The sequence below is a fragment of the Paenibacillus allorhizosphaerae genome (assembly GCF_042659105.1).
Taxonomy (GTDB): domain Bacteria; phylum Bacillota; class Bacilli; order Paenibacillales; family NBRC-103111; genus Paenibacillus_G; species Paenibacillus_G allorhizosphaerae.
The window spans coordinates 558,304-582,734 of the sequence record NZ_JBHSRV010000004.1; the positions used below are offsets into that span (position 1 = coordinate 558,304).

The 24,431-nt window shown below is 53.6% G+C and carries 24 protein-coding genes; 6 read left to right on the forward strand and 18 right to left on the reverse strand.

Going from position 1 to position 24,431, the window contains the following annotated elements; genetic code table 11:
- On the reverse strand, nucleotides 1-831 hold the full coding sequence (pxpB, locus tag ACFQI7_RS18860) for a 5-oxoprolinase subunit PxpB (RefSeq protein ID WP_218102631.1): 831 nt from the start codon (nucleotides 829-831) through the stop codon (nucleotides 1-3).
- Complete coding sequence (locus tag ACFQI7_RS18865) at nucleotides 786-1,574, reverse strand: alpha/beta hydrolase (RefSeq protein ID WP_218102632.1); 789 nt, start codon at nucleotides 1,572-1,574, stop codon at nucleotides 786-788. The genes pxpB and ACFQI7_RS18865 overlap by 46 nt, the downstream gene beginning before the upstream one ends.
- Before the next feature lie 246 nt (nucleotides 1,575-1,820).
- Between ACFQI7_RS18865 and ACFQI7_RS18870 the strand changes: the two genes are divergently transcribed.
- Complete coding sequence (locus ACFQI7_RS18870) at nucleotides 1,821-3,197, forward strand: UTP--glucose-1-phosphate uridylyltransferase (RefSeq protein WP_218102633.1); 1,377 nt, start codon at nucleotides 1,821-1,823, stop codon at nucleotides 3,195-3,197.
- A 331-nt stretch (nucleotides 3,198-3,528) separates the two neighbouring features.
- Here ACFQI7_RS18870 and ACFQI7_RS18875 read toward each other — a convergent pair whose 3' ends face one another.
- Nucleotides 3,529-5,112 carry a bifunctional metallophosphatase/5'-nucleotidase gene (locus ACFQI7_RS18875; protein WP_218102634.1) on the reverse strand — a complete coding sequence of 528 codons (1,584 nt, stop codon included), beginning with the start codon at nucleotides 5,110-5,112 and terminating at the stop codon, nucleotides 3,529-3,531.
- Nucleotides 5,113-5,299: 187 nt separating this feature from the next.
- Between ACFQI7_RS18875 and ACFQI7_RS18880 the strand changes: the two genes are divergently transcribed.
- Nucleotides 5,300-6,268, forward strand: coding sequence for a phosphate/phosphite/phosphonate ABC transporter substrate-binding protein (locus ACFQI7_RS18880; RefSeq protein WP_218102635.1), 969 nt, complete (start codon nucleotides 5,300-5,302; stop codon nucleotides 6,266-6,268).
- Nucleotides 6,269-6,459: 191 nt separating this feature from the next.
- Here the strand turns inward: ACFQI7_RS18880 and ACFQI7_RS18885 are convergent, their stop codons facing one another.
- The 3 genes from ACFQI7_RS18885 to thrC all read right to left on the reverse strand — a co-directional run bounded on the left by ACFQI7_RS18885 (nucleotide 6,460) and on the right by thrC (nucleotide 10,075).
- Nucleotides 6,460-7,020, reverse strand: coding sequence for a PadR family transcriptional regulator (locus ACFQI7_RS18885; RefSeq protein ID WP_329958292.1), 561 nt, complete (start codon nucleotides 7,018-7,020; stop codon nucleotides 6,460-6,462).
- Nucleotides 7,021-7,032: 12 nt separating this feature from the next.
- Nucleotides 7,033-8,559, reverse strand: a complete 1,527-nt coding sequence (locus tag ACFQI7_RS18890) for an MDR family MFS transporter (RefSeq protein WP_218102637.1) — start codon at nucleotides 8,557-8,559, stop codon at nucleotides 7,033-7,035.
- A 244-nt stretch (nucleotides 8,560-8,803) separates the two neighbouring features.
- Nucleotides 8,804-10,075 carry a threonine synthase gene (thrC, locus tag ACFQI7_RS18895; protein WP_218102638.1) on the reverse strand — a complete coding sequence of 424 codons (1,272 nt, stop codon included), beginning with the start codon at nucleotides 10,073-10,075 and terminating at the stop codon, nucleotides 8,804-8,806.
- 146 nt (nucleotides 10,076-10,221) lie between these two features.
- Here thrC and ACFQI7_RS18900 point away from each other — a divergent pair, with 146 nt between their 5' ends.
- The gene (locus ACFQI7_RS18900) at nucleotides 10,222-11,124 is read left to right on the forward strand and encodes a LysR family transcriptional regulator (protein WP_218102639.1); all 903 of its coding nucleotides are present in this window, start codon (nucleotides 10,222-10,224) and stop codon (nucleotides 11,122-11,124) included.
- 179 nt (nucleotides 11,125-11,303) lie between these two features.
- Here the strand turns inward: ACFQI7_RS18900 and ACFQI7_RS18905 are convergent, their stop codons facing one another.
- The 3 genes from ACFQI7_RS18905 to ACFQI7_RS18915 all read right to left on the reverse strand — a co-directional run bounded on the left by ACFQI7_RS18905 (nucleotide 11,304) and on the right by ACFQI7_RS18915 (nucleotide 14,849).
- Complete coding sequence (locus ACFQI7_RS18905; RefSeq protein ID WP_218102640.1) at nucleotides 11,304-12,626, reverse strand: ABC transporter substrate-binding protein; 1,323 nt, start codon at nucleotides 12,624-12,626, stop codon at nucleotides 11,304-11,306.
- A gap of 32 nt (nucleotides 12,627-12,658) precedes the next feature.
- Nucleotides 12,659-13,510: a glycerophosphodiester phosphodiesterase family protein gene (locus tag ACFQI7_RS18910; RefSeq protein WP_218102641.1), complete on the reverse strand. Its 852-nt coding sequence runs from the start codon at nucleotides 13,508-13,510 to the stop codon at nucleotides 12,659-12,661.
- Nucleotides 13,511-13,826: 316 nt separating this feature from the next.
- Nucleotides 13,827-14,849, reverse strand: coding sequence for a LacI family DNA-binding transcriptional regulator (locus tag ACFQI7_RS18915; protein ID WP_218102642.1), 1,023 nt, complete (start codon nucleotides 14,847-14,849; stop codon nucleotides 13,827-13,829).
- A gap of 102 nt (nucleotides 14,850-14,951) precedes the next feature.
- Between ACFQI7_RS18915 and ACFQI7_RS18920 the strand changes: the two genes are divergently transcribed.
- Entirely contained in the window at nucleotides 14,952-15,464 is a 513-nt protein-coding gene (locus tag ACFQI7_RS18920; RefSeq protein ID WP_218102643.1) for a GNAT family N-acetyltransferase, read from the forward strand.
- 67 nt (nucleotides 15,465-15,531) lie between these two features.
- Here ACFQI7_RS18920 and phnE (ACFQI7_RS18925) read toward each other — a convergent pair whose 3' ends face one another.
- The 5 genes from phnE (ACFQI7_RS18925) to ACFQI7_RS18945 all read right to left on the reverse strand — a co-directional run bounded on the left by phnE (ACFQI7_RS18925) (nucleotide 15,532) and on the right by ACFQI7_RS18945 (nucleotide 19,214).
- Complete coding sequence (gene phnE, locus ACFQI7_RS18925; protein WP_218102644.1) at nucleotides 15,532-16,329, reverse strand: phosphonate ABC transporter, permease protein PhnE; 798 nt, start codon at nucleotides 16,327-16,329, stop codon at nucleotides 15,532-15,534.
- Complete coding sequence (gene phnE / locus ACFQI7_RS18930; RefSeq protein ID WP_218102645.1) at nucleotides 16,326-17,123, reverse strand: phosphonate ABC transporter, permease protein PhnE; 798 nt, start codon at nucleotides 17,121-17,123, stop codon at nucleotides 16,326-16,328. The genes phnE (ACFQI7_RS18925) and phnE (ACFQI7_RS18930) overlap by 4 nt, the downstream gene beginning before the upstream one ends.
- Entirely contained in the window at nucleotides 17,124-17,894 is a 771-nt protein-coding gene (gene phnC, locus ACFQI7_RS18935) for a phosphonate ABC transporter ATP-binding protein (protein ID WP_218102646.1), read from the reverse strand.
- Nucleotides 17,895-18,039: 145 nt separating this feature from the next.
- Nucleotides 18,040-18,831 carry a lipid II flippase Amj family protein gene (locus ACFQI7_RS18940; RefSeq protein WP_218102647.1) on the reverse strand — a complete coding sequence of 264 codons (792 nt, stop codon included), beginning with the start codon at nucleotides 18,829-18,831 and terminating at the stop codon, nucleotides 18,040-18,042.
- Nucleotides 18,828-19,214 (reverse strand): hypothetical protein, encoded by a 387-nt coding sequence (locus ACFQI7_RS18945; RefSeq protein WP_218102648.1) that lies wholly within the window; start codon nucleotides 19,212-19,214, stop codon nucleotides 18,828-18,830. The genes ACFQI7_RS18940 and ACFQI7_RS18945 overlap by 4 nt, the downstream gene beginning before the upstream one ends.
- A 48-nt stretch (nucleotides 19,215-19,262) precedes the next feature.
- Between ACFQI7_RS18945 and ACFQI7_RS18950 the strand changes: the two genes are divergently transcribed.
- Nucleotides 19,263-19,640, forward strand: coding sequence for a response regulator (locus ACFQI7_RS18950; protein WP_230415622.1), 378 nt, complete (start codon nucleotides 19,263-19,265; stop codon nucleotides 19,638-19,640).
- Between the two features lie 77 nt (nucleotides 19,641-19,717).
- Here ACFQI7_RS18950 and ACFQI7_RS18955 read toward each other — a convergent pair whose 3' ends face one another.
- From ACFQI7_RS18955 to ACFQI7_RS18965, 3 genes are all read right to left on the reverse strand, one after another.
- Nucleotides 19,718-20,491 (reverse strand): ABC transporter permease, encoded by a 774-nt coding sequence (locus ACFQI7_RS18955; RefSeq protein WP_218102650.1) that lies wholly within the window; start codon nucleotides 20,489-20,491, stop codon nucleotides 19,718-19,720.
- Nucleotides 20,484-21,407, reverse strand: a complete 924-nt coding sequence (locus ACFQI7_RS18960) for an ABC transporter ATP-binding protein (RefSeq protein WP_218102651.1) — start codon at nucleotides 21,405-21,407, stop codon at nucleotides 20,484-20,486. Before ACFQI7_RS18960 ends, ACFQI7_RS18955 begins: the two co-directional genes overlap by 8 nt.
- A 94-nt stretch (nucleotides 21,408-21,501) precedes the next feature.
- Nucleotides 21,502-22,335: a uroporphyrinogen-III synthase gene (locus tag ACFQI7_RS18965; RefSeq protein ID WP_218102652.1), complete on the reverse strand. Its 834-nt coding sequence runs from the start codon at nucleotides 22,333-22,335 to the stop codon at nucleotides 21,502-21,504.
- 144 nt (nucleotides 22,336-22,479) lie between these two features.
- On the opposite strand from ACFQI7_RS18965, the gene ACFQI7_RS18970 reads away from it, so the two are divergent.
- Nucleotides 22,480-23,187 carry a 3D domain-containing protein gene (locus ACFQI7_RS18970; protein WP_218102653.1) on the forward strand — a complete coding sequence of 236 codons (708 nt, stop codon included), beginning with the start codon at nucleotides 22,480-22,482 and terminating at the stop codon, nucleotides 23,185-23,187.
- 38 nt (nucleotides 23,188-23,225) lie between these two features.
- Here ACFQI7_RS18970 and ACFQI7_RS18975 read toward each other — a convergent pair whose 3' ends face one another.
- A complete protein-coding gene (locus ACFQI7_RS18975) occupies nucleotides 23,226-24,284 on the reverse strand; it encodes a DctP family TRAP transporter solute-binding subunit (protein WP_218102654.1) in 1,059 nt (352 codons plus the stop codon).
- Nucleotides 24,285-24,431 lie beyond the last annotated feature (147 nt).

Genomic DNA, 24,431 nt, shown 5'->3' on the forward strand with positions numbered 1-24,431 from the left:
CTATCGTCCTTTCCGTTGTTCTAAGCTGCCTTCCAGCTCCGCATAACCTTCCGGCGTCACCGCTTCAAACCGCACCCGTTCCCCCGGCCGCAGCAGACTCGGCGTCTCCCGTTCCGGGTCGAACAGCCTGAGCGGCGTACGCCCGATGAGCTGCCAGCCTCCCGGCGTGGCGAGCGGATAAATGCCGGTCTGTACGCCGGCGATGCCTACCGATCCGGCAGGCACAATCGTACGGGGAACGCTGCGGCGCGGACAGGCAAGTCGTTCGGGCAAGCCGCCAAGATAAGGAAAACCGGGCGTAAAGCCGATCATATGCACGATGTATTCGGCAGAACAGTACAGCTCCACCACCTCTTCAGCGGACAAGCCGCTTTGTGCGGCGATCGCCGGGAGATCCGGCCCCGCTTCCCCGCCAAACCGGACGGGAATGACGCGCACCGGACACTGTCCTACCTCCGCCGCTTCATCGGCTTCCGTTCCCAGGCAGGCATCCAGCTCCGCCGACAGCCATTCGCGTACTTGCTCATAGGGCGCCGCTTGATCGGAACCTCCTGCGGCGCTTCCGATCCCTTGCCGGAAGACGAGCCACGGATCGTAGTACACCGTTACCGACGTATAAGCTCGCACCCATTCGATCACGGCGCCCGGCTTTTTCCGGTTCAGCATACGTTCGGCGGCATCGACCCGTCTTCTGGTTCGCTCCCCGATCCCCCCTTGGAAACGGATGACGACAGCCTCCTCTCCAAGCGGATACAGCTCATAGCCGCCTTCTTTCCGTTCCACGGCTAGAACCCTTGCTTCTTCAGCCAGTTCGCGCACAGGTTCGGCCATGTCCGCGCCTCCGGATGTTCCTGGGCAAGCCCGAGCCCGTGTCTGCCGCTTTCGTAAATATGCAGCTCGAACGGAACTTTATTTTTCCGCAGCGCGGAAGCGAACATCATCGCGTTCTCCACGGGAACGCCGGCATCATCCGCCGTATGCCAGATGAACGTCGGCGGCGTGTCTTCGGTGACCCGGTTCTCGCTCGACATCAGCTCGACCAGTGCCGGATCGGCCGGATCACCTAGCAAGTTGTTGCGCGAACCGCTGTGAGTATACGGGCCGAACGTAATGACAGGATAACAGAGCACAACGAGATCGGGGCGCGAGCTTTCCCGTTCAATCGGATCGGCCGCCTCTGCATTCCCGCCGTCGAATTGCGTCCCTGCGCTCGAAGCCAGATGCCCTCCCGCCGAAAAACCGAGAATGCCGACCCGCTTCGGGTCCACATTCCATGCTTCGGCGTTATGCCGTACGGTCCGGATCGCGCGCTGCGCATCCATCAGCGGGTTCGGATGCCGGTAAGGCGCAACCCGGTAATGCAGCACGAAAGCGGAGATGCCGAGCGTATTCAGCCATCTGGCCACCGGTTCCCCCTCATGGTCGGCTCTGCGCCCATAGCCTCCTCCCGGACAGACGACGACGGCGGAAGTCGGCTGTTCGGATTGCACCAAAAAAGGCACCAACGTCGGACGGTCTTCCTTCTCCTCGCCAAGCGCGTTCGGAGTCCCTTGCGGCCACAACAATAAACTCATAAATGAATCCTCCCTTATGGAAATGTATGCTAAAATCATACTACATTCATTGCCGGGATTGTACTATGATTTTGCGTCTTCCGGGTACCGTTCGCCCTTAAATACAACGCTCGGCCCCCTCCGTTGAGACTTCCCGGCGGCTATAAGTTTAAGCCCGTCGACTGATGCTAGGTCGTGCTCGGGTATGATACAATGGCAAAAAATAAACGCAAAGGCACGATCATCACTTTTGGAACGAGGGAACATATGGAAACGAAACGAAGCCGGGCGGAAGCCTTGGTCCAACAATATAAGCAGGAGCATTTGCTGCAATTTATATCCAAGTTGTCCGACGAGCAATCGGAACGGTTGCTCGATCAAATTTTGCAGCTCGATTTTGCGCAGCTGAGCGAAGCGATGAATACGGACGCACCGTCCGTACAGCAGCAAAGCCATTTGGAACCGATGGACGTCTCCGATTGGGACGATTTCGATCAGCGGGAGCAAGCTTATTTTGCCGATAAAGGAAGGGACCTGCTGCGGAACGGCAAAGTCGGCGTGATCGTCGTCGCCGGAGGCCAAGGAAGCCGGTTAGGCCATGAAGGGCCCAAAGGGACTTTCGATATCGGACTGCCGTCCGGCAAGTCGCTGTTTCAGCTTCAAGCCGAAAGACTGCTGAATTTGTCCCGCAGCGCCGGCCGGCCGATCCCTTGGTACATTATGACAAGTCCCGAAAATCACGCCGAGACGGTTCAATTTTTCAAAGATGCGCATTATTTCGGCTATGCGGAGGAAGATTGCTACTTTTTCCTGCAGGGCGTCATGCCGGCCGTCGATGCATACGGAAACATTTTGCTTGCCGGACAAGGCGAAATCGGTCTGGCCCCGAGCGGCAACGGCGAGTGCTTCGCTGCCCTCAAGCAGAGCGGCGCGCTTGACGACATGAAGCGGCGCGGAGTGGAGTGGCTGTTTTATTATAATGTCGACAATGCGCTGATCAAGATAGCCGATCCGCTGTTTGCCGGCGTGGCGGCGCACTTCGGCCATCCGATCGCCACGAAGGTAGTCGAGAAGGCGTACCCGGAGGAAAAAGTCGGTATCCTCTGCTTGCGCGACGGACGGCCTTCCGTTGTCGAGTATACCGATGTTCCGGAAGAAGTGATGCTTCAAAAAGACGGCGAAGGCAAGCTTCTGTTCGGCATGGGCAACATCTCGATTCATTTGTTCCGCCTCGACTTCATTGAGAAGCACGCCGGCACCGCCATCCCTTACCATAAGGCGCACAAAAAAATAAAATATATCGGCGAAAGCGGCGAATTGATCCGTCCCGATGCACCGAACGCCTACAAGTTCGAACGGTTTATATTCGATTTTTTCCCGTTGGCGGACAAAATGACCGTTCTGAAGATGAAGCGCGAGGAACAGTTCGCTCCCGTGAAAAACAAAGACGGCGTGGACAGCCCGGCAACCGCGAGGCAGCTTGTATTCGATCTGCACCGCAAGTGGCTGCTGGACGCGGGCGTGCCGGCAGGCGTCATCCAGGGGCGGGACATCGAAATTTCACCGCTGGTGTCCTATAGTGGGGAAGGACTGGATCAGCCGGATGTTCTCCGTTCACTGGGCTTTGCGATTGGAAACGAATAGAATGGGTTTCTAAGCACAAAAAGGCCTTGATCCTGCAAGAGCGGAATCAAGGCCTTTTTCAACGTTCGTGCGCGATTTGACGCACATGGTTTGGTACAGCTATCGGCAGCGCACGGTTTGGTTACGGAAACACCCGGATACTTACCCACAATGGTCTTGAGATCCTCTATAGAAAGGGCAATAGACCCGCGTCCCAAGCCTTTAAAGCCTCAGGGGGCGTCGCCACATAGTCTACGGCGTTTTTGGAGCATCGATCCACATTCGCAAATCTTTCATGGGTTGGCCCATATCTTCATATTTTCCCATTCCGTACGGCAGCATGCCGGCGGTGTTAATCCCAGACGATCTCCCAGTTCCGATTCAAGGTCGCTTCAATCGTTCCGCGTTCCATAATGTAAGAAGCGAGCAGCTCTGACATATCCGTCGGAATATCTTTGACCAATGGCTTACCCTGGAACATCAAGTAATTCCCGCCGCCTCCGGCGCGATAATTGTTCATGACGACGTCGTACTCCGCCTTCGGATCGATCGGCTTTCCATTGTGCTGCAGCCAAGTAACCCGCGCTCCTTCAGGACGCGATATGTTCAGCCGGTATTCGATGCCTTCCCACATATCGTAGTTGTAATGCTGCGGCTTCGGATCGCTGAAATGCGGGCTTACCTTGATCTCCCCGTTACCGTCGTATTGCTGGAAATAAGAAGCGGAGCGTTCGAGCGCAGCCCGGATGTCCGCGCCTGTAATCCGGATCACTTGCAGCGTGTTCGGATAAATGTAATTGGATACGATGTCGCGCATCGTAATATGTTCCGGAAACCCCGGCGAGACGTTGTCGAACAGTGCCGTATTGGAGATCGGTGCGCCGGACAGCTCCATCTGCACCTTATTGATGAATTCGATCAGCGGATGCTCCCTGAGGCGGACGTCCATCGGATCGGAGACCCGCATATCGCCTACCAGTCTTCCTATCGGCTGATCGAGCCATACTTGCGCCAGCGCTTCGTGCGGACGGACAAGCTCCAGCACAGCCGGGTCCGGCTCTACACCCTGCGGGGTCAGAAGTTCGGACCGTTTCGACCGCACTTTCCATACTCCGTTCTCCTCGGCCAGCCCCAGCGTCACTTTGCCGAGCCAAGCTCCGGTGCTCCCCGGTTGTACAATCGCTACGCCGTTCACTGTCGTTTCCGACAGCACCCGGTGCTGGTGGCCTGTTAGCAGAACGTCGATCCCTTCCACCTCTTGGCACAGCGCATAGCCTTGATTTTCCCCGGTCAGCGGCTCCGTCGGCTCGCCGGTTTCCAGGTGCCGCTCGAATCCGCCGTGATAAGACACGATGACGACATCGGCCCCCTCTTCCTCCCGCAGTTTGCGCACCCATTCCTTCGCGGTTTGAAGCGCATCCTTGAACTTCAGCCCGCGGATGTGATCCGGCTTTTCCCAATGAGGAATATAATGGGTCGTCAACCCGAGTACGGCGACCTTCAAATCGTCCCCGAACGTTCGAATCAGATAAGGCTTGCCGAAATACGGCTCTCCGGTCGCTTCATCCACAATGTTGGCGCTAAGCCATGGAAAGCCGGATTCTTTCACCGCTTTGCCAAGCAGGTCCAGACCGTAATTGAACTCATGATTGCCGATGACCGCAGCGTCGTACTGCAGCTCGTTCAGGCAATGTATCATCGGATTCGTCGCAGCGGCATTCAGCTTCGCATGATGATAAGCGAGCGGCGTCCCCTGGATGAGATCGCCGTTGTCGATCACCAGTAGCGGCTCTTCTTTGCGGCGTTCTTCACGGATCAATGTGGCGATTTTGGCAAATCCATACTCCGTCGGTTTATTATTTGCATACTGAATGGGTATCATATTTCCATGAATATCGCTTGTTTCCAAAATCGTTAGTGTCCATTCCCGGGCCATACGAATCATTCAACTCCGTTACGCGAATTTGACTACACTATATCAAACTTAGCCCAACCGGCACAATGGAGACAAAAAAATGTTATTTTCGACTTCCCTTAACAATATTTTTACTGTCTCTTTCTTCAAATTGTGATATAGTAAGTAATGGATTTTTATCCGAGCCATTTAACAGGAGGTCAATTCCATGTTCAAAAAGTTCGCAGCAATCAGCTTGTCCCTTGTGCTGACTGCAGGTTTCGCTGTTGGGTGCGGTAGTAAACCAGAGACAACCCCGACCCCTGCACAGCCTGACAACAAAGCGGCGGCTCCTGCTGCCAAAGGCTATGTGCCTAAAGAATTGACAGTGCAATTCGTTCCGTCGCAACAAGCCGAGACGCTTGAAGCCAAGGCTAAGCCGCTGGAGAAACTGCTCGGAGAAAAGCTGGGCATCCCGGTGAAAGTTTCTGTCTCCACGAACTACAACACCGTAATCGAAGCGATGGCTTCCAAGAAAGTCGATGTAGGCTTCTTGCCGCCAAGCAACTACGTTATGGCGCATGACGACAAAAAGGCCGCCGATCTGCTGCTGCAAGCACAACGTTTTGGCGTAGACGATAAAACAGGCCAACCGACGAAAGATCTGGTAGATTTTTACAAATCGATGATCATCGTCAAAGCCGACTCTCCGATTAAAGATATTAAAGATCTTAAAGGGAAAAAGATTGCATGGCAGGACGTTACCTCTTCCGCCGGTTATGTATACCCAGCGATTCTGATGAAGAAGAACGGGATTGACCCGGAGAAAGACGTAACAGGCATTACCGTGAAAGGACATGACAAAGGCGTTCTTGCCGTGCTTAACGGCGAAGTCGACGCAGCGGCCGTATTCCAGGACGCCCGGATCAACGTAATCAAAGATTTCCCTGACGTATTCCAAAAAGTTCGCGTGCTTTCCTTCACCGATCCGATCCCGAACGACACGATTTCCGTTCGTCCCGATATGGATCAAGCGTGGAAAGACAAAATCGCTCAAGCGTTCATCGATCTCGGTAAAAACCCTGAGAGCCAAAAAATCATTTTTGACGTATACTCACATCAAGGTTACGTGAAATCCGACGACAAGAAATTCGACATCGTGCGTCAAGCGGCTAAAGAAATCGGCCAAAAGAAATAAAGTAACCGTAAAGCAAAAGGAACAGCTCCTTCAAGGAGTCTGTTCCTTTTTTCGCTCATTCCGGCGACAACCGCCGCTTATCTTCGGTCCTGTACTTTATCCGGCGACCGTCAAGATTTCAACTTAGCTTATTCCCGCTGAAAATCTAGGAAGGAAGCGATGCTTCACGAGAGACTGGGCAGCCAGCTCCATCACACGGTAAACTCGATCGGGACGCCCATTTCACCGAGCTTGCCTTCCCTTGCATCGTCCCTCAGCCGCGTCAGCCACTGCAATTCCACTTTGGCATGCTCAAATCCGCCGACCATCATGTGCAGCGCCGATTTCGGAACGATATCGATATGTTCCCGATACACCTCGTAAAATACCTTCATCGCTTTCTCGCATTTCCGCACGCGTGAATCCAATATCTCGGCAAGCTTCTGCTGATCGCCGTGATCGGCGAAGACGAGCGCCATATACAGCGGATGCTTCATTGGCTCATATTCCTCGAATACGCGCAGCAGAAGCCTCTCGAACTCTTTGCGTCCTTTTTCCGTAATACGGTATATCGTTTTGTCCGGCCTTCCGGCATCCTTCACGATTTCGACCGGCTCGATGCAAGCTTCTTCCGCCAGCCGGTCGACCGCGTAATAGAGCGAACCCATTTGCAGCTTCGTATAGCGGTGCATCTCGCGCTCTTTCATTTTTTGCGTAATTTCGTAAGGATGCGCATCCGCCTCCATCAGCAATCCAAGTATGGCCAGCCTCATCGACACCGTGCATCAACCTCCGCTTGCTTCCGGTTTCAACGGCTTCGCCGCGGATTTAACCCGCTCGCCGCTCATCATAAATACGAAGACGGCCGCAAGCAAGGCAGGAATTAACGCCCACATGAACGTTTGCGCGATCGACGACGACAGCGTATCCGTTATTTTGTTCAGCACGTCCGGAGGAATCATCGCCCGCTTCTCAGGCGACAGCATGTCGCGCGGATCGCCGAGCTTGCCGCCGGGCAGTTGACCACCGCCTGCGAACGATTCCGCGATGCCGCCGGCAAAGGCATTCCGCTGAATGATGCCGAATACGGTAATGCCGAGCGTCATGCCAAACGAGCGAAGAAACGAGTTGGCCGATGTTGCCGCGCCGCGCTGCCGCATGTCGAAGTTGTGAATCGATGCCATGCTAAGCACCGAGAATGAGAACCCGACGCCGAAGCCGGTCAAAATCATGTACAGCGTGAGCGTTATCCGCGACGTCTCCGGCGTTAACGTGCCGAGCAAGAATATGCCGAGAACAAAGCAGACGACCGAAAAAATCATAATGTTTCGGAAGCTTGTTTTCGCCGAGAAAAAGCCGCCCGCTTGGCTGCCGACCACGGAACCGAGCATCATCGGCATCAAAATAAGCCCCGAGTTGGTTGCCGATCCCCCGTAGACGCCCTGCACATAGATCGGAATGTAAATGGTGGCGACGATGTAGCTCGCGCCGTAGAATAGGGCCACGGCATTGCTGGAAGCAAACAGCCGCTGTTTGAACATGGCGAACGAGATGATCGGTTCGCTTGCTTTCGTTTCCGCCACGAGGAACGCCACAAACAACGCGACGAATGCGGCAAACAAACCGATAATGACAAGCGAGTTCCAAGCGTACTTCTGGCCGCCCAATTCCAGCGCGAACATCAGACAAACGACGGCCGCAACGAGGGTGGTCGCGCCGAACCAGTCGATATTTTGCTTCATATGCTTGAGCGACTCGTGATAAAAGGCGCCAATGAAAATAAGCGCAACGACGCCGATCGGAAGATTAATGTAAAACACCCAGTTCCATCCGATGTATTCGGTAATATACGCGCCGAGCAGCGGCCCGAAAATGCTCGAAATCCCGAATACGGCGCCGAACAGTCCGCCCATCTTTCCGCGTTTTTCCGGCGGAAAAATATCGAACACGATCGTAAACGCAATCGGCATGAGCGCGCCTCCTCCGATCCCCTGGATCGCCCGGTAGATGCTGAGCTGAACGATGCTGTGCGCCGTACCGCAGAGCGCAGACCCGATTAGGAACAATACCATGCCAAAAATAAAAAACCGTTTGCGCCCGAACATGTCGGACAATTTGCCGAAAATCGGCGTGCCGGCCATGACAGCCACCATGTAGGCGGAGGTGACCCAAACGAACTGCTCCATTCCGCCTAGCTCCGCCACAATCGTTCCCATCGCCGTGGCAACGATCGTGTTATCCATAGCCGCCATCAGAATGCCGAGCAGCAGCCCGGCGATGACAAACCCGATCTTGCTTTCTTTTGCAATCATTCATGTGCTCCTCTATTCAAATTAGTCAATAATGGAAATTATTATATTCAAATTTGAATATATAATCAACCTATTTATGTAAAAATGCATAGTACCGAATAACGCGAACATGAAGATAAGAAAATGAAAAAACAGTCCGGAGTGAGTATTTCTTGTTCCGCACTGTTTCATCCATTGCTTCCTGGTTGTTGATGCACCGGCATTATTATGCCCACCGCATTGCCCGCGTTGCCTACCCCGTCTTCTACTCCCGCCGCAGCGCCGCAAGGCGTTTGTTTGACGCCATGTCCATCATTCGTTCCCACATGCGATGCTCCATCGGCTCCGGCCGTTTCCCCGCATATGCCGTCAATGCATCGGCATCTTTGAGCAGATGCCCGGTCAAGATGCATACCGCCGTCTCGTCCTTGTCAATGACTTGCTCCGCCACAAGCCGTTTCAGCCCCGCAACCGTCGCGGCGGACGCGGGCTCGCAGCCGATGCCCGAACGGTCGATAAGTTCTTTAGCCGCGAATATTTGCTCATCCGAGACGGCCACCGTCACTCCGTTCGTATACTCCAGCGTCTGCAGCGCCTTCCTCCAGCTTGGCGGGCTTCCGATGTTGAGCGCGCTGGCCCGCGTAGACGGATGCGGCTCCGGCGTAAGCGTCGGCTCTTTGGCCTCCACCATGCGATGGAACGGGCTCGCCCCTTCCGCTTGGACGATCGCCACTCGCGGCACGTTCTCGATCAGGCCGATGGACCGCAGCTCCTGCAGACCTTTGCCCAGCGCCGAAGCGTTGCTAAGTGCGCCCCCCGGAAGCACGATCCAGTCCGGCATCGACCATTGCAGCTGGTGGGCAATTTCAAATACAATGCTCTTCTGCCCCTCGATGCGCAGCGGATTTACGGAGTTGCATACATATAATCCGAATTCGTCCGCATGCTCCTCAAGAAAGCGCAATCCGTCGTCATACGTTCCGGGGAAACGGACCAGCTTCCCGCCATAGGCCAGCGTCTGCAGCACCTTCCCGTCCGCTACGCCCTCCTCGGGCACGAACACATACGATTCCTCTCCGCACCATGCCGCATACATGGCAAGCGACGAGGACGTATTGCCGGTCGAGGAGCAGGCAAATCGCTGCATGCCCAGCGCGCGTCCATGAGAGACGGCGGCGGTCATGCCGTTATCTTTGAAAGATCCGCTCGGGTTCTCGCTCTGCGCTTTTAGCAAGACGCGGCGAATCCCGGCAAACTTGGCGGCCGCATCAACCTCATACAGCCCTGTGTTCCCTTCGTATCGGGTCACAATCGCTTCGGCCGGCAGCTCAGGGTGAATCAGTTCCTTGTAGCGCCAAACGCCGCTCGCATAAGGCGTCATCCGCTCCATAAGCCGCGCTTGGAACAGACGCTTCAGCAGATCGGCGTCAAGCTCCTTCCAATTTTGTTCAATTTGAAGCAAGCCGCCGCAGGTGCAGCGAATTCGCACCTTGTACAAATCCCACCGTTTGGCGCAGTCAATGCAAGTCATGTACATCTCGAATCCCCTCACGTATCCCACATTGTATTGATTGTTCTTGTGAACTACAATAAAGGAAAGCTTCTCATAAATAAAATATAAGATTGCTAACAAATCATAAATTAAATTTATGCTTTGAGCAAAAAGGAAAGGAGGCATAGGTTATGAATCTTCATGCGCTGAGCATATTCCGTGCGGTTGCTCACTGCAGCAGCGTCACCCGCGCTTCTGAAGCGCTGCTCATCAGCCAGCCGGCGGTAACCGCCCAAATCCGCAATCTGGAAAAAGAACTCGGCCTCTCCCTTATCGCTCCGAAAGGCCGCGGCATTTTGCTTACGGAAGCCGGCGAATTGGTCGCCGCCCAAGCGGAGCGGCTGTTCTCGCTGGAGGCGGAGATCGAGCGGCTGCTCGCCGATTACAAAGAAGGACGCACCGGCAAGCTGCGCATAGCCGCTACTTATTTGCCGGCCAACTTTTTGCTGCCCGCCTGGATCGCCGCTTTCAAATCGGCTTATCCCGATGTGCACGTTATATTGCATACGGCCAACACGCGTCAAGCGATGGAACGCCTCATTCGTTACGAAGCCGACCTTGCGGTGATCGGCGGAGGAGCCGAGCCCGAACCGGGCATTGCCCGGCGCCTCTTGTTTGAAGATCCGATGTGGTTCGTCGTTCCGTGCGGTCACCGGCTGGCTAACCGCGAGGCATCGTTTGCCGAAATTTTGCAGGAACCGTTCGTGATGCGGGAGGAAGGCAGCCGTACGCGCGAGATGCTGCTGGCCTTGTGCCGGACGGCCAACATGAAGCCGCCCGCCGCTGCGGTGGAATGGGACGGCATGAACGAAGCGGTAAGAGCGGTGAAGGCGGGGTACGGCGTCATTTTTGCCTCGGCCGCGGAAGTTCGGGAAGATGTGCAGCGGGGCGATGTCGCCCGCGTGATGGTGCGGGAGGTCGAAGCCGTCAATCCGATCGCCGTCTATACGCGTGAACTTGAACCGCTATCTCGTCAGGCGGCGGAACTCATGAATGTGATCGATCATAGCCGAACATCACCAGGGAATGTATAACGACTGTGAAGAAACTGCGCAGCCTATTATTATTTTGCACCGGACTGTTCCGTTTGGCGCAAAGCGAAGAATGATAAGAGAGCCGTGTTACCAACACGGCTCTCTCACAATAACCGCCTTTAAGGACGGTTGCTTCAAAGGGATGTTACCAAGGAATAGACCGTTCACACTCAAAGGGTTTACTTCTTATCCAGCTCGCTGATTTTCTTATTGATTTCTTCCTCCGCCGTTCGAAGCGCGGTATTCATATCTTTCTTGCCAAGGACGAAATCGTCGTAATTTTTGTCCAGTATCGTGCGCGCGGTCGTATAATAATCGCTGAAGCGTGGAGCGAGAGCCGGCTTGCTTTTGAAAAACGCGGCGATATTTTTGCCTTTGGCATAATCGACATCGGCGGCAAACTGCTTCTGCAGCTCCGCGTTCACCAGCGGGCTCACTACGGGCCGTTTTTTCGCGGCAAGCATCTGCACCTCATCCGACGTAAGAACCTCCACCACTTTCATCGCCGCCTCTTTGTGCTTGCTCGTTTTGGTCGTTCCGATGACGGCAAAGTCGGTCATACCATATACGTTGGGACTTCCCTTATAGCTCGGGTATTGCACCATATCCCAATTCACGCCGTTGACCGACGCTTCCTGAAGACGGTCGACGATATTGACCGTTGCAAGCATCGCGATATTTCGCTCTTTCATGAAGCGGACAATGCCGCCGCCATTTAGATCCGTTGTCTTTTTCGGAATGTTTCCGGGGATCGAGTACATGTCTTTGGCCAACTGAAACACCTTTTGCCATTGTTCATTGTTGACTTCGGCCTTATTTGTCTTTCCATTCACAATGACCAGCGACAGCGGAAACGCCAATCGGGTCGCATGCTCCGGGTCCAGTCCGTAGTACTGTGTCCCGCCGTCAGTTCGGGTTACTTTTCTGGCGACATTGACCGTGTCCTCCCAGGTCATCCCGTCCTTCGGATACGCTACGCCGAATTTATCGAATACGTCCTTGTTGTAGTACAGCGCATTGGCCTGCCGGTAAAAAGGAAGTCCGTACATTTCTCCTTTATCCGAATATTGTTTAAGCGCTTCCATGAAGATTGGATCAAAGCGGGACAAATCCAATTTCTCTTGTTTGGCTAAAGGCGTGATATCTTCCAACAAGCCGACCTGAATCAAGTTGCCCAGATAGCCCTGAAACTCAAGATACAAGTCAAAGCTGGTGCCATTGGCGACCAAGTCTTGAATGCCCTTCCCCTTTTTTACGATGTTCACGGTAATATGAGGGTATTTCTTTTTCAGCGGTTCATGCAGCAGAAGTTTCCATAACTCGTCGGACATGTCCTGGCCGGCGAACAAATTGAGAGTGACCGGTTCCGTATTCACCTTGGCCGCAGCGCCATCCGATGGCGCAGGCGCTTTCCCGCCGGCCGCCGGGTCCCCCTGGGAACAACCAAGCAGCGCCGACATTCCGATCAGTTGGGCAAGAAGCAGAACATTCAGCTTGCGCATGTACAATCTCTCCTTCAAATTAATGTGCTGAATCAGCGGGTTGAAACGACTTTTCTTTTTTGCAAATAACACGATAATTGCAGCGGCCAGTCTGTTTGAATAATGTCGGCTCCCATATCCATGAGCCGTCCCCAGCCTTCATCTTCGTTTTTCAATAAGGAAGTATCGTCGTCGTTGCCGAGTGTAAGCGTTGTCTTATCATTAAGTCGAATCGCGTTCAGCCAAACCAAAATGTTCCTCTTTTTTAATTCCCGGACAACTTCCAAATTATAAAATTCGCTCTGCTCCGAGCCGATGATCACCTCTACGGCAACCGTATGAATATTGCGGCTGAGGACGCGGTGCAGCTCGCTTTCTTTTTTCACGATCGGGATATACATGACCGGCACTTCGTACTGTTCGAGCATTTCTAAGCATGCATCCGTTACGGGACTTTTCAAAATGACTTGATCGAACATCGACAATTTCGCGAGCAATTCATATACATCGTCCCAGAAATTCCACGCCCGGTCCAGATTGATCAGGGTGTCGCCCTTAAAATGGGAAAGCACCGTTTCCAGCTTTTGAACCTTCTGTTTCACTTCGAACGAGTTGCGGTTCCGGTAACTCAACCGATCGATTTCTTCGGAAGCAAGCGTTTGGACATTATGTTTACTAAAAAACAACCTTTGCTCTTGCCCGTCATGAATCGTATATAGCTCCCCGTCCGTCGATTTCGAAGCGTCCATCTCAATGATGTCCCCACCGTACTTGAGTGCGATTTCAAACGCCGGAATCGTATTCTCGATAATATTCCCCCCGCTGCATCCGCGATGCACCGCCACCAGCACGTCTTTGGCCGCTTTTCTTTCCTTTAGCTTTTTTGCAATTTCCGAGCGATCCACATCGTTTCCTCCTACAGTTCATCTATGTATTTCTACATTTAGTTAATAATATTTTAGTAAATATGTCAATGATTTTGATGCTTTATAATTTTAATTTTTAGTAAATATACATTGAGTTATACCTTCCGAATAACAAAACCTTCCAGGATGTCCGGAAGGTCCTTTCGCGTGCTATTCCACACGTTCGCGCATGGGAGTGATGGTTATGGGATTCCAGCCGCTGTTACTGAAGCCACTTTTCCTCCGTCTGAAATTTATAATCCGATCATTCAAAAAAGCCCTCCAACGGCGAGGGCTCTCCAAACATATCACTATTTTACTTCGCAGCGCTGCTGTGTCTAACGGTCAGTCCGGTAGGAATCGTGACTTTATAAGGAATTTCTCTCCCTTTCGTTCGGCTCAGCAGCAATTGAATGCCCGCTCTTCCCATCTCTTCCGTATAAATTTTCACCGAGCTTAACGGGCAGCTTGCATACTGGGCCAATTCCGTATCGTCGAACGATACTAACGCTACTTGCGACGGCACTTTGATATCGAAATCCTGAAGCGCTTTTAACGCCCCTACGGCCATCGGGTCGCACGCGATAACGAACGCTTCCGGCAGATGCCCGGATTCAATCGCCGCTTTCATCAATCGATACCCGTCGGACATCGTATACTCGCCTAAAAATACATGCTGTTCATTATACCGCCCACGCTCGCCCATCAGTCGCTTGTACGATCTATACCTTTTATCGTCCGTTACGATCGTCTCGCCGACACTCACATATTCCTTGGAAGATCCGCCAATAAATCCGATATCATGGTAACCGCGGGCCGTCAAATGCTCCAGTACCGCTTCCATCGCTTTTTCGAGGTCCACCGTAACCGAATCGTACACGTTCTCATTCGGCGAATAATCGATATAGACGATGTTGCTGGAACCTTTATTGACGATTTCGACCGCATCGGGATGAACTTTCCCCACGACGACGATTCCCATGAAATCCGCTTTGATATCTTGTTGAAACAACGCGTTAAAGGTATAGGTTGCGGTGGATAACCCTTGATCGGCGCATTCCTTTTCAATCCCATTGCGGATCGAAATAAAGTAAGGATTGTTCATCTCGTCTTCAATCTGGCATAAAAAGATCGCTACTTTATCGGCCGTCTTTTTCTTTTTTCCCGCGGTACCGGCATTTTTTCTTTCCCGTTTCACATATTGGTGCTCGCGTGCTATATTTATAATATTTCTTCTGGTTTCCTCCGTAACGGCCAGCGTGTAATCGTCATTTAATACTCGGGATACGGTGGCTTGCGAGACGTTGGCTAATTCCGATATTTGTTTTATCGTTATCACGTATACTCCTACTATCCATATATTTAGTAAACTTATTATATCAATCTGCCGTTTCGCTTTCAATATGAAGGCATCATCAACACTTTGCCAAGGAGGCCGCCTATGCTGATACGGGTATTGAATCCGGAGGATGCGGAGGTTTATCGGACGTTACGGTTACGCTCTTTGAAAGAACATCCCCATGCGTTCCTCACAACCTACGATATGGAGAAGGAACGACCGCTGGAAGTAACGAAACAGAGACTGCAGGCAACCGCAGACCAGTTTACGCTAGGCTGCTTTACAAGCGAGAATGAACTGGCCGGAATGGTTACGTTCGTCCGTGAAACCCATCCGAAGCTGAAGCATAAAGGAAATATTTATGCGATGTATGTCGCTCCCAAATATCGCGGGAATAAAGCGGGCTCCGCGATGCTCCGCGAACTGATAGAGCGAGCAGGCCGCTGCGACGGGCTGGAGCAGCTCAATTTAACCGTCATGTCGGACAACGCCGCCGCGAAACGGCTGTACGAATCGATCGGATTTGAGGTGTACGGGACCGAGCGGCACGCGCTGCAGCTGGACGGACGGTATTGGGACGAAGATTTGATGGCCTTGAAACTGCGTGCGCACTAAAAGCGATTCCATACAAAGACAGCCTGCTCCCTTCGTTTTGCGACGAAAGGAACAGGCTGTTGCTTTCTTACACGAGCCGCTTACGGATCGAGGTGGAGATGAAATCAATGATCGTTACCATCACGATGATGCCGAGAAGAATGATGCCGACCCGATTCCAAGCGCGGGCTTCCAGCGCAAAGATCAGCGGCGTACCGATCCCGCCGGCCCCGATCATGCCGAGAATCGCCGCGGAACGGACGTTAATCTCGAAGCGGTACAGCGAGAAAGAGAAAAACTCGGGCAGCACCTGCGGAATGACGGCGAACCAGAGCACCTGCAGCCGGTTCGCGCCGCAGGCGGTAAGCGCCTCGGTCGGTCCGAGATCCATGTTCTCCACCGCCTCGGAGAACAGCTTGCCGAGCATCCCGATGGAATGAAGTCCGAGCGCCAGCACCCCGGCGTAAGGTCCCGGGCCCACCGCCTTGATGAACAAAATCGCCATAACGATTTCCGGAAACGTCCGAATGAGGCTGAGCACGAATTTCCCGCTGCCGGTGACGGCCCGGAAACGGCTCATGTTATTGGCCGCCCAGAAAGCGAAAGGCACGCACAGAACCGCCGAAATGAAGGTGCCGAGCACCGAAATGGCAAGCGTATCGAGAAGGCCGCGCAGCAAGTCCTCGCCTTCGGGAATATATACATAAGACCAGTCGGGATGCGTCAGCCCTGTCAGAATGGACTTTGAAATCGTCCCCGCCGTCTCTTTAATGCCTGTGAACTGTATGCCGGTGAACGACCATATGTACAGCGCCAGGATGAAAATAGCAACCAGCCAAAAACGCATGCGAAACCGCTGCGGCGGCTTTACCGATGGATTTGTCATAACAGCCTCTCCCGAATTTTAGTACTCGCGTAATCGATGATCAGAACGATGGCCAGCGTCACCAGGATGATCAGGCAGGTACGGTCATAGCGCAGCTGACCCATGGAACGGTCCAGATATAAACCGATTCCGCCCGCACCGACGAGCCCGAGCACCGCAGCCGCCCGTACGTTGACTTCAAACGTATAAAGCAAATATGCCGTGAAGGAAGCCATAACCTGCGGGATAACGCCGAAATGGATCCACTGCAGCTTGTTGGCGCCGACAGCGGTCATCGCTTCGAGCGGCCCCGGGTCGATCGCCTCGATCGATTCATACGCAAGCTTGGATATAAGGCCGAATGAAAAGAACATGAGCGCCAGCACCCCTGCGAACGGGCCGAGACCGAAGATCGCCACGAAGACGGCGGCAAAAAGCAGATCTGGTATCGTCCGCACCAGGTTCAAAATAAACCGGGCCGGGTAGTACAGCAGCGGCGACTTGGTGACATTGCGCGCGGCAAACAAAGAGATCGGAATCGCGAGAATGGCGCCAAGCGTCGTACCGATCACCGCCATCTGGATCGTTTCCAGCATCGGCTTCCATATCACATCGAAGTAAGACCAATCCGGCGGGAACATTTCCACGATGAGCTTGCCCATCTCCGGCGTCCCGGTAATGAGCGAGGTCAAAGTCGCGTCCGTCTTATAGGCGCTGCCCCACAGCAGCAATATCAGTATGATCACCGTTAAATAGGTCTTGGTGCGGTCCGGCTTTTTGAGCGCCGCCGCTTTGGCGAGAGAGTCCGGTTTCATTTACTCCTGCCCCCCCAGAAGCTCGTCTCTCTTGATGGCCCGGCCGTAAATTTCCGAGAACGCTTCGTCCGTCGCTTCCGATACCGGTCCGTCGAATACGACTTGACCGGCCCGCAGCCCGATAATCCGGGTTGCATACTCACGCGCCAAATCGATAAAGTGAAGGTTCACGACCGTCGTAATCCCGAGCTCCTGGTTGATCCGCCGCAAATCGTCCATCACCTGGCGCGTCGTAAGCGGGTCGAGGGAAGCTACGGGCTCGTCCGCCAATATGATTTTCGCTTCCTGCGCAAGAGCGCGGGCGATGGAGACGCGCTGCTGCTGGCCGCCGGACAGCTGATCGGCGCGCACGTACGCTTTTTCGCGAATATTGACGCGCTCGAGCGCCTGCAAGGCGAGATGGATATCATGTTTCGGGAACAATCCGAGGAGCGTACGCAGCGTCGAGTGATAACCTACACGACCGGACAACACATTCCGCAGCACGGAAGAGCGTTTGACCAGATTAAAATTTTGAAAGATCATGCCGATATCGCGCCGCAAGTTCCGCAGCTGGACGCCGGTCGCCGCAGTAATCGAACGGCCGTTGATCACGATTTGACCCTCGGTTATTTCATGAAGACGGTTAATGGAGCGCAGCAGTGTCGATTTCCCCGCTCCCGAAAGCCCGACAATGACGATAAACTCGCCTTTATTGATCGTAAAATTAATGTTTTTAAGACCGACTGTCCCATTGGGATATACTTTGGACACGTTTTGAAATTCGATCATAGGCTTCCAGAATTCCCCTTTAAGCTAAAATGACTAACGCAATAGATTTCGACATGAATCGCGCATTTCCTCTTTATATTCATATCGTTTATGAAACCTTAATTTTCCTGATTATCTTCCCCTGACCCGTTCGGCTCATCATCGCTCATGATACCCACCAGGCGATTACGGCCGCCCCTGGGAGCAGCAGCAGCTGCGCCAGAAGCGTTCCGGCCAATCGCGACAGCATGAGCAGTCCGAACATTTTATTCGTCTCGGCGTTCTTGACTTTTCCGGACAACGCCTTGTCGGAGAGCAGCGCCACATGCGGGTCGACGAAGATGGTCAGCAAGATCGTGGCGATCCCGTTAATCATGCCTGATGACTGAGACGCTTTGATCGCATGCTCCGGCACGAGATAAGAAGCATATAAGGCCGAAAGTACGCCGACGGTGTATATGCCGGTTACAACGGTGTTGAGCAGAAGCAGGCGCTTCGGAATGCCGCCGATCCGCAGCCGCCTCAGCATTTCCCACCTTGGCAGCCTTACGTTCCGCCTCACCCATTTCAGCTTATCGAGCGACACCGATTCCCGGACGAGCGCCGGGAAGGAGCCCGCCACTTCCAAATGCGCGATGAGCCGCATAAATACGAACACCATGGTCGGAAAAAGCACGATCGACAACAGCGTCCCGAGCGAAGCGGAGCCGATAATGAACTGAAAATCGGTTTGCAGCCTATGGCCCCCTTCGTTTTTGGCCGAGTCGATCATTCCTCCGGTGAACGTGGCTTGCACCATGTTGGACGTTCTCGAGATTAGCATGATGATGCCGGAGAGCGACAAGGACACCGCAAGCTTGCCGCTGCGAATGCCCGCCAAACGGATCGCATACCCCATCGTTTCCGCTGCATGAATAATGAGCGTCAAGACGCAAACCAGGATCAACGCAGTTGTCAATGTTCCGAACCGCCTTCCTCCGCCTTGACCGTCTCCCGCTCCACCTCTTCGGTTAGTTCCGTCAGCATACGTATGAGCCCTTGTAAAGCTTCTTCATTCCAACCCCCGCTATGCTGTATACTACAGTTAATCGCCTCTTCGCTAAGCTCGTGCACCCGGCCGCAGCCGACGGTAAGTGCGACGCCTCTTAACGCGTGTGCATAGGCATGTACCGAGTCTCCCAGTTCACTCGCCGATAGGGCCCCTTCACGCCACTGCACCGCCGTTTCAAGAACGACAGCCCCGCGCTGCCGGGCGTCGCGAAGAAATAGTTCCCGCGTCCTGGCGATAATTCGCTGCATCCGTCGGTTTTTGTCTTCATTGGGATCCGTTGTGGACGACATGTCGAATTCAACCTCCATTTTGAAAAAAAGGATGTGTTAGTGAAACACATGAACAAGAAAAAAATCGCTCTGGTGGACGACAGTTCACCGTTCTGCCTGCTCGTCAAACAAATTTTCGAAGACCGGTATGAAGTGGACTCATATACGTCCGCCGAAGATTTCGTATCGCTCGTATCGAGAGCGGCCAGCTATCATCTCATTATTCTCGATCTTCATCTGCCGGGCATGGACGGCATGGACGCCTTGACCCGTCTCCAATCGACTCCCGCAACGCAGGACATTCCCATCTTGCTGTTAACGGCCGATTCGCGCAAAGATACGGTGATTCGAGGCATGCGGCTCGGAGCGAAGGATTATATGGTCAAGCCGATCGATCCGATGCAGCTCGACGAACGGGTCTCCCTCCTTTTAAGCGACATTATTTAAACGAAAAAAACGTGAGAGCGCTCGCGGAACATTGAGCTATCACGTCTTTTTTTCGTTTTGCGGCCTTTCTGCGGTTATCAGCCGCCGGCCACGTCGCGTTTCGTAAATAACAGCCAAGATACGCCGTAAAACAGAAGCCAGTACGCCGCGAGCACCGTCAAGGAAAATCCGAGCGTCATGCCGGGCAGGATCGGCTTGCCTCCGAATACGTAAGGGGACAGGTCGGTGTTGGCGAACAGGAAATATTTCACCCATGTTTTTTTGAGCGATACAAGCACCAGCACGATGGAATTTGCCGACAGCATCAGGAAAATCGACAGTCCGATCGCCAGCGAGCTGCTGCGAAATGCTGCCGAAATCATAAAGGCGAGCGTCGCCGTCATGACGATCTGCACCAGCTTCAGGCCGTACGCTTTCAAAATCGCCGGAAACGCCATGTCGGGACTTACGACGCCGCTGACGCCGAAAATAATTAATCCCGTAAAATAACTAATAATGAGCATCGTAGCCACCAACGTCAAAATAAAGAGCAGGACGGAGATGTACTTGGCGCAAAGAATTTTGCCGCGCGACGCCGGACGAATCAAGAGCAGCTTGATCGTTCCCCACGTAAATTCGGAGGCGACGATATCGCCGGCGATAATGACGGTAAAGATCGTAATGATCGAAGCTAAGCTTGTCGTCAGCGACATAAATTGCAGTGTATGATGGATTCCCGCATCGATGACGAAGCGCATCAGCACGCCGGCGGAGATGACGCTCAGCACGACGATCGCCAGCATCACCCACGTCCGGAGACGGGAATAAATTTTCATCTGTTCATTTTGCACAAGCCGGATGAAGCTAGACAATCCGATTCCCCCTTGTCACCTCGAGGAATTGTTCCTCCAGCGTTTTGGTCACGGCACGGATGGCGTATACCGGGATCCCTGCCTGCACGAGCCGGGCGTTCAGCTCGGCGATCGCTTCTCTCCGGTTTTGAACCCGCACGACGAGCTCGGCCCCGTCCGCCCGGACGAGCATCCCTTCCTCGATCAATTCCCGCGCCCGATCCGCTTGTCCCACTTCAAAGCATACTTCCATCCATTCCGTCTCCGCGGGCGCCTCCTTGAAGGAGCGCACATCGAGCAATCGGCCGTTCTGTATAATCGCGACCCGGTCGCACATCAGCTCCATCTCGGAGAGCAGGTGACTCGACACGATGACGGCAAGCCCTTCCTCCCTGGACAGCTGCCGCAAATAATCGCGAAGCTCCCGTATGCCTTCCGGATCGAGCCCGTTCGTCGGCTCGTCCAGCACAAGCACGGACGGACGGTGCAAAATTGCCTGCGCCACTCCTAGACGCTGACGCATGCCCAGCGAGTACGTTTTCACCTTATCGTGGATACGCGCTTCCAGCCGCACCAGCTTGACCACTTCATCGATCCGGTCCTTCTCTACGCTCGGCATCATCCGGGCGAAATGCTGCAAATTTTGATAGCCGCTCATAAATCCGTAAAACTCCGGATTTTCGACAATGGCTCCTACATGAACCATGGCTTGTTCGAATTGCCGTTTCACGCTGCAGCCTTGAATCGTAACTTCTCCATCCGTGGTGGAGATCAAACCTACCATCATGCGGATCGTCGTCGTTTTCCCCGCCCCGTTCGGCCCGAGAAAGCCGAACACTTCTCCGGGTTTCACTTCAAAGCTCAATCCGTCGACGATCGTTCTGGAGCCGATTTTTTTCGTCAGACGCTCCAGTCGTACTACTGCAGTATCGTTCATAAAGCCTCCAGTGCAACAAAAAAGGTATGGTATCGTTTCCCCATCAGGAAAAGTATACCATACCTGAAGTTCATGACCAAACGATGATTCCGCTTCATTCGCCGCCGTTCGGTAGAGGCAGCTCCCCGGTTTCATAATATCGGGCCAAGCTGACGATCATGCTGCCCATCCGTTCCTGCTCAGGTGCGACTACCCGTTCGACGCCTTCCTCCCGGAGCGCCTCCGCCGTCACTTTCCCTACGGCAACCGCTACGACGTCATCGCGGAATGCATCCAGCACCTGCTCCGACAACCCCCGCTCGCGGGCATACATCATAAGAAAGCGAGCCTGCGGCGTGCTGGTGAAAGTAACCGCGTCGACCTGTCGCTGCAAAATTTCAGACAGCAGCGTGTCCACAACGTCCAGCTCCGGCGGAACGTGCCGGTAAGGCAAAATTTCGAAATCGAGCGCGCCGCTGCCGCGCAGCCACTCCACGAGACGGGGCGCGTGATCACCGTACAGCTGAAGCGCAACCTTTTTCCCTTTAAGGTCGTAGGGCATAAGCGCCCGCATGAGCCCGGCCGTCGTTCCGTCATCATCCTTTACGACGGGCGTCAGCCCCAGCGTCTTTAGAAAATTGACCGTTTTATAGCCTCTCGCCGCAATCTTGGCACGGCCGAGCGCCTCGGTGAAAGCGGCAGCCAGTCCCATGCTTTCCGCCGCTTGATAAATCAGCTCCGTGCCGATGCCGGTCGTCAAAATAATCCAATCGGCGCCTTGTTCCAGCAGCTTGACAATCTCTCTCCCCACTTCTTCGCGTTCAACGGCGACCGTTCCTTGCGCCGGACGAATGAGCGGAATGCCTCCCTGCTTTTCCACAATAACACTGAGCTCGGCCGCTTTGCGCGGACCGGTGAGCGCGATTCGTTTGCCCGTCAAGCCTGCCATACGTCTCTCCCCCTATGCCAACTCTGTCTCTTATTCTATGTATTCATTCTAGCAGATCACCGAACAAATAGGTTTATAATCTAGCAATTTCGGAAAATATAAGACTATCACTTCTATTCACACTAGAGGAGGATCGCCTTACTTATGATTCCAACGATAAAAAAAAGTTTTCTCTGCATCCCTTTCCTGCTGCTTCTTTATGCGATGACCCCGATGTCCCTGCTCGCCTACGAAGAGGAAGAACTGTTCGGGCCGATCTCGACGGAATATTTTGTTCCCTATCCGGCGCTTGAGCGTGCGGAAGCCGCGACCGAATCCACCGAACCGCCATTGCCGGAACCTCTATTGTACGAGGTTCGTTCCGGCGATACGCTTTATAATATTGCCAGATCGTTTGACGTCTCCGTCCAGGATCTCATGGCATTGAACGAGATTACGAATGCCAATCGGCTTTCTATCGGACAGCGGCTCAGCATCCCGCCGGATTTTACCGGCGTCGAAGCGATCGGCGGGCAAGCCGGCGTCATTCGGCAAGTGCTGTCCACGACGCTTACGGCGTATACCGCCGGATACGAATCGACCGGCAAGACGCAGGCCAGTCCCGCCTACGGCATTACATCCAGCGGAAGCAAAGCGGAGGAGGGGCGTACGATTGCCGTAGACCCTGCCATTATTCCGATAGGTTCCATGGTATTTATTGACGGAATCGGTTTCCGTAAAGCCGAGGATACCGGCTCAGCCATCCGAGGCGCCAAGATCGACGTCTATATGAACGATTTGAGCGAAGCGCGTAATTTCGGCATCAAGAAAAACGTGAAAGTGTATGTGCTTGCGGCCAAAGAAGCGATATAGCATGCGCGGCATTAGCCGGGACGAAACAGGCGGCCCGGCTATCCGCCGTATTTTTTTTGCAGCACGCGAATTTGCTCGATCAGCTCCCGCCCGATCGACTTCTCGAACTGCTTGTACAGCGGGTCCCAGGCTTTCATCCATTCCGCACGCTCGCTTTCCGTCAACACGTGCAATTGAATATTGGAATGGCTGCGGATCTGTTCCAGCTGTGTCTTGTTCATTTGAATGGCGTTGCGATTCGCCCATGCCGACGTTTCATCCATCGCCTCCATCAAAATCTTCCTCACATCGCCCGGCAGTTTATCCCAATATTTTTTGTTCGTCAGCACCCCGTAGCCGAGGTAAGCGTGATTGCTGATCGTCAAATATTGCTGCACCTGGTAAAAACGTTTCGTATAAATGTTCGAGATCGTATTTTCGCCGCCATCCGCAATCCCCGTTTCATATCCGCGGTATACGTCGTTGAACGGAATCACGATCGTCTTGGCGTCGAGCTGCTTGAACTGGGCTTCGATCACCTTGCTCGGCAAAATGCGAAACCGCTGTCCTTTAAAATCTTCCGGATGAATGAGCGGCCCGCGATTCGAAGTCATCTGTTTAAATCCGTTGCTCCAATAAGCGATCCCCATCATATTCTTGCTCTCCAGCTTCTTGAACAAGATGCGGCCGATCTCCCCGGCAAACGCTTCTTCCACCGCCTCGTCCGTCAAAAAAGCATACGGCAAATCGAACAGTTCCCAAGCGGATACCCGTTCCGTAATATTGGCAAACGCCGGCGCGATCATTTGAATATCGCCGCGCATGAGCGCATCCACTTCATCTTTTTCGGTATAAAGCACGCCGTTCGGAAATACTTCAACGGATACGCGGCCGTTCGTTTTCGCTTTGACGAGATCGGCGAATTTTTGCGCGGCCAGCCCTTTGGGCGTATTTTCCGCAACGACGTGGCTGAATTTAATGACAAGCGTCTTGTCGAAGCCGGATTGTTCGTCATCCTGCACCGGCGGAGCCGCCAGAAACGCGGGATAAAATCCGATAGCAACCGCAGCCGCCAAACCCGCCACAATAAATAGTACGGTGCTCAAAAACGGCCTCATGCCGTGCCCCCTTGCCTAATAAACCTTAAAGCGTCGTAGTTAGTATACATCAAAACATCATTTTTCGACGAGCCGCAGCACGATTCATGAATTTTGCGCAGACGGTTATACTAATCGCATCTGGAAATGCCGCCAATGAGCCATGTT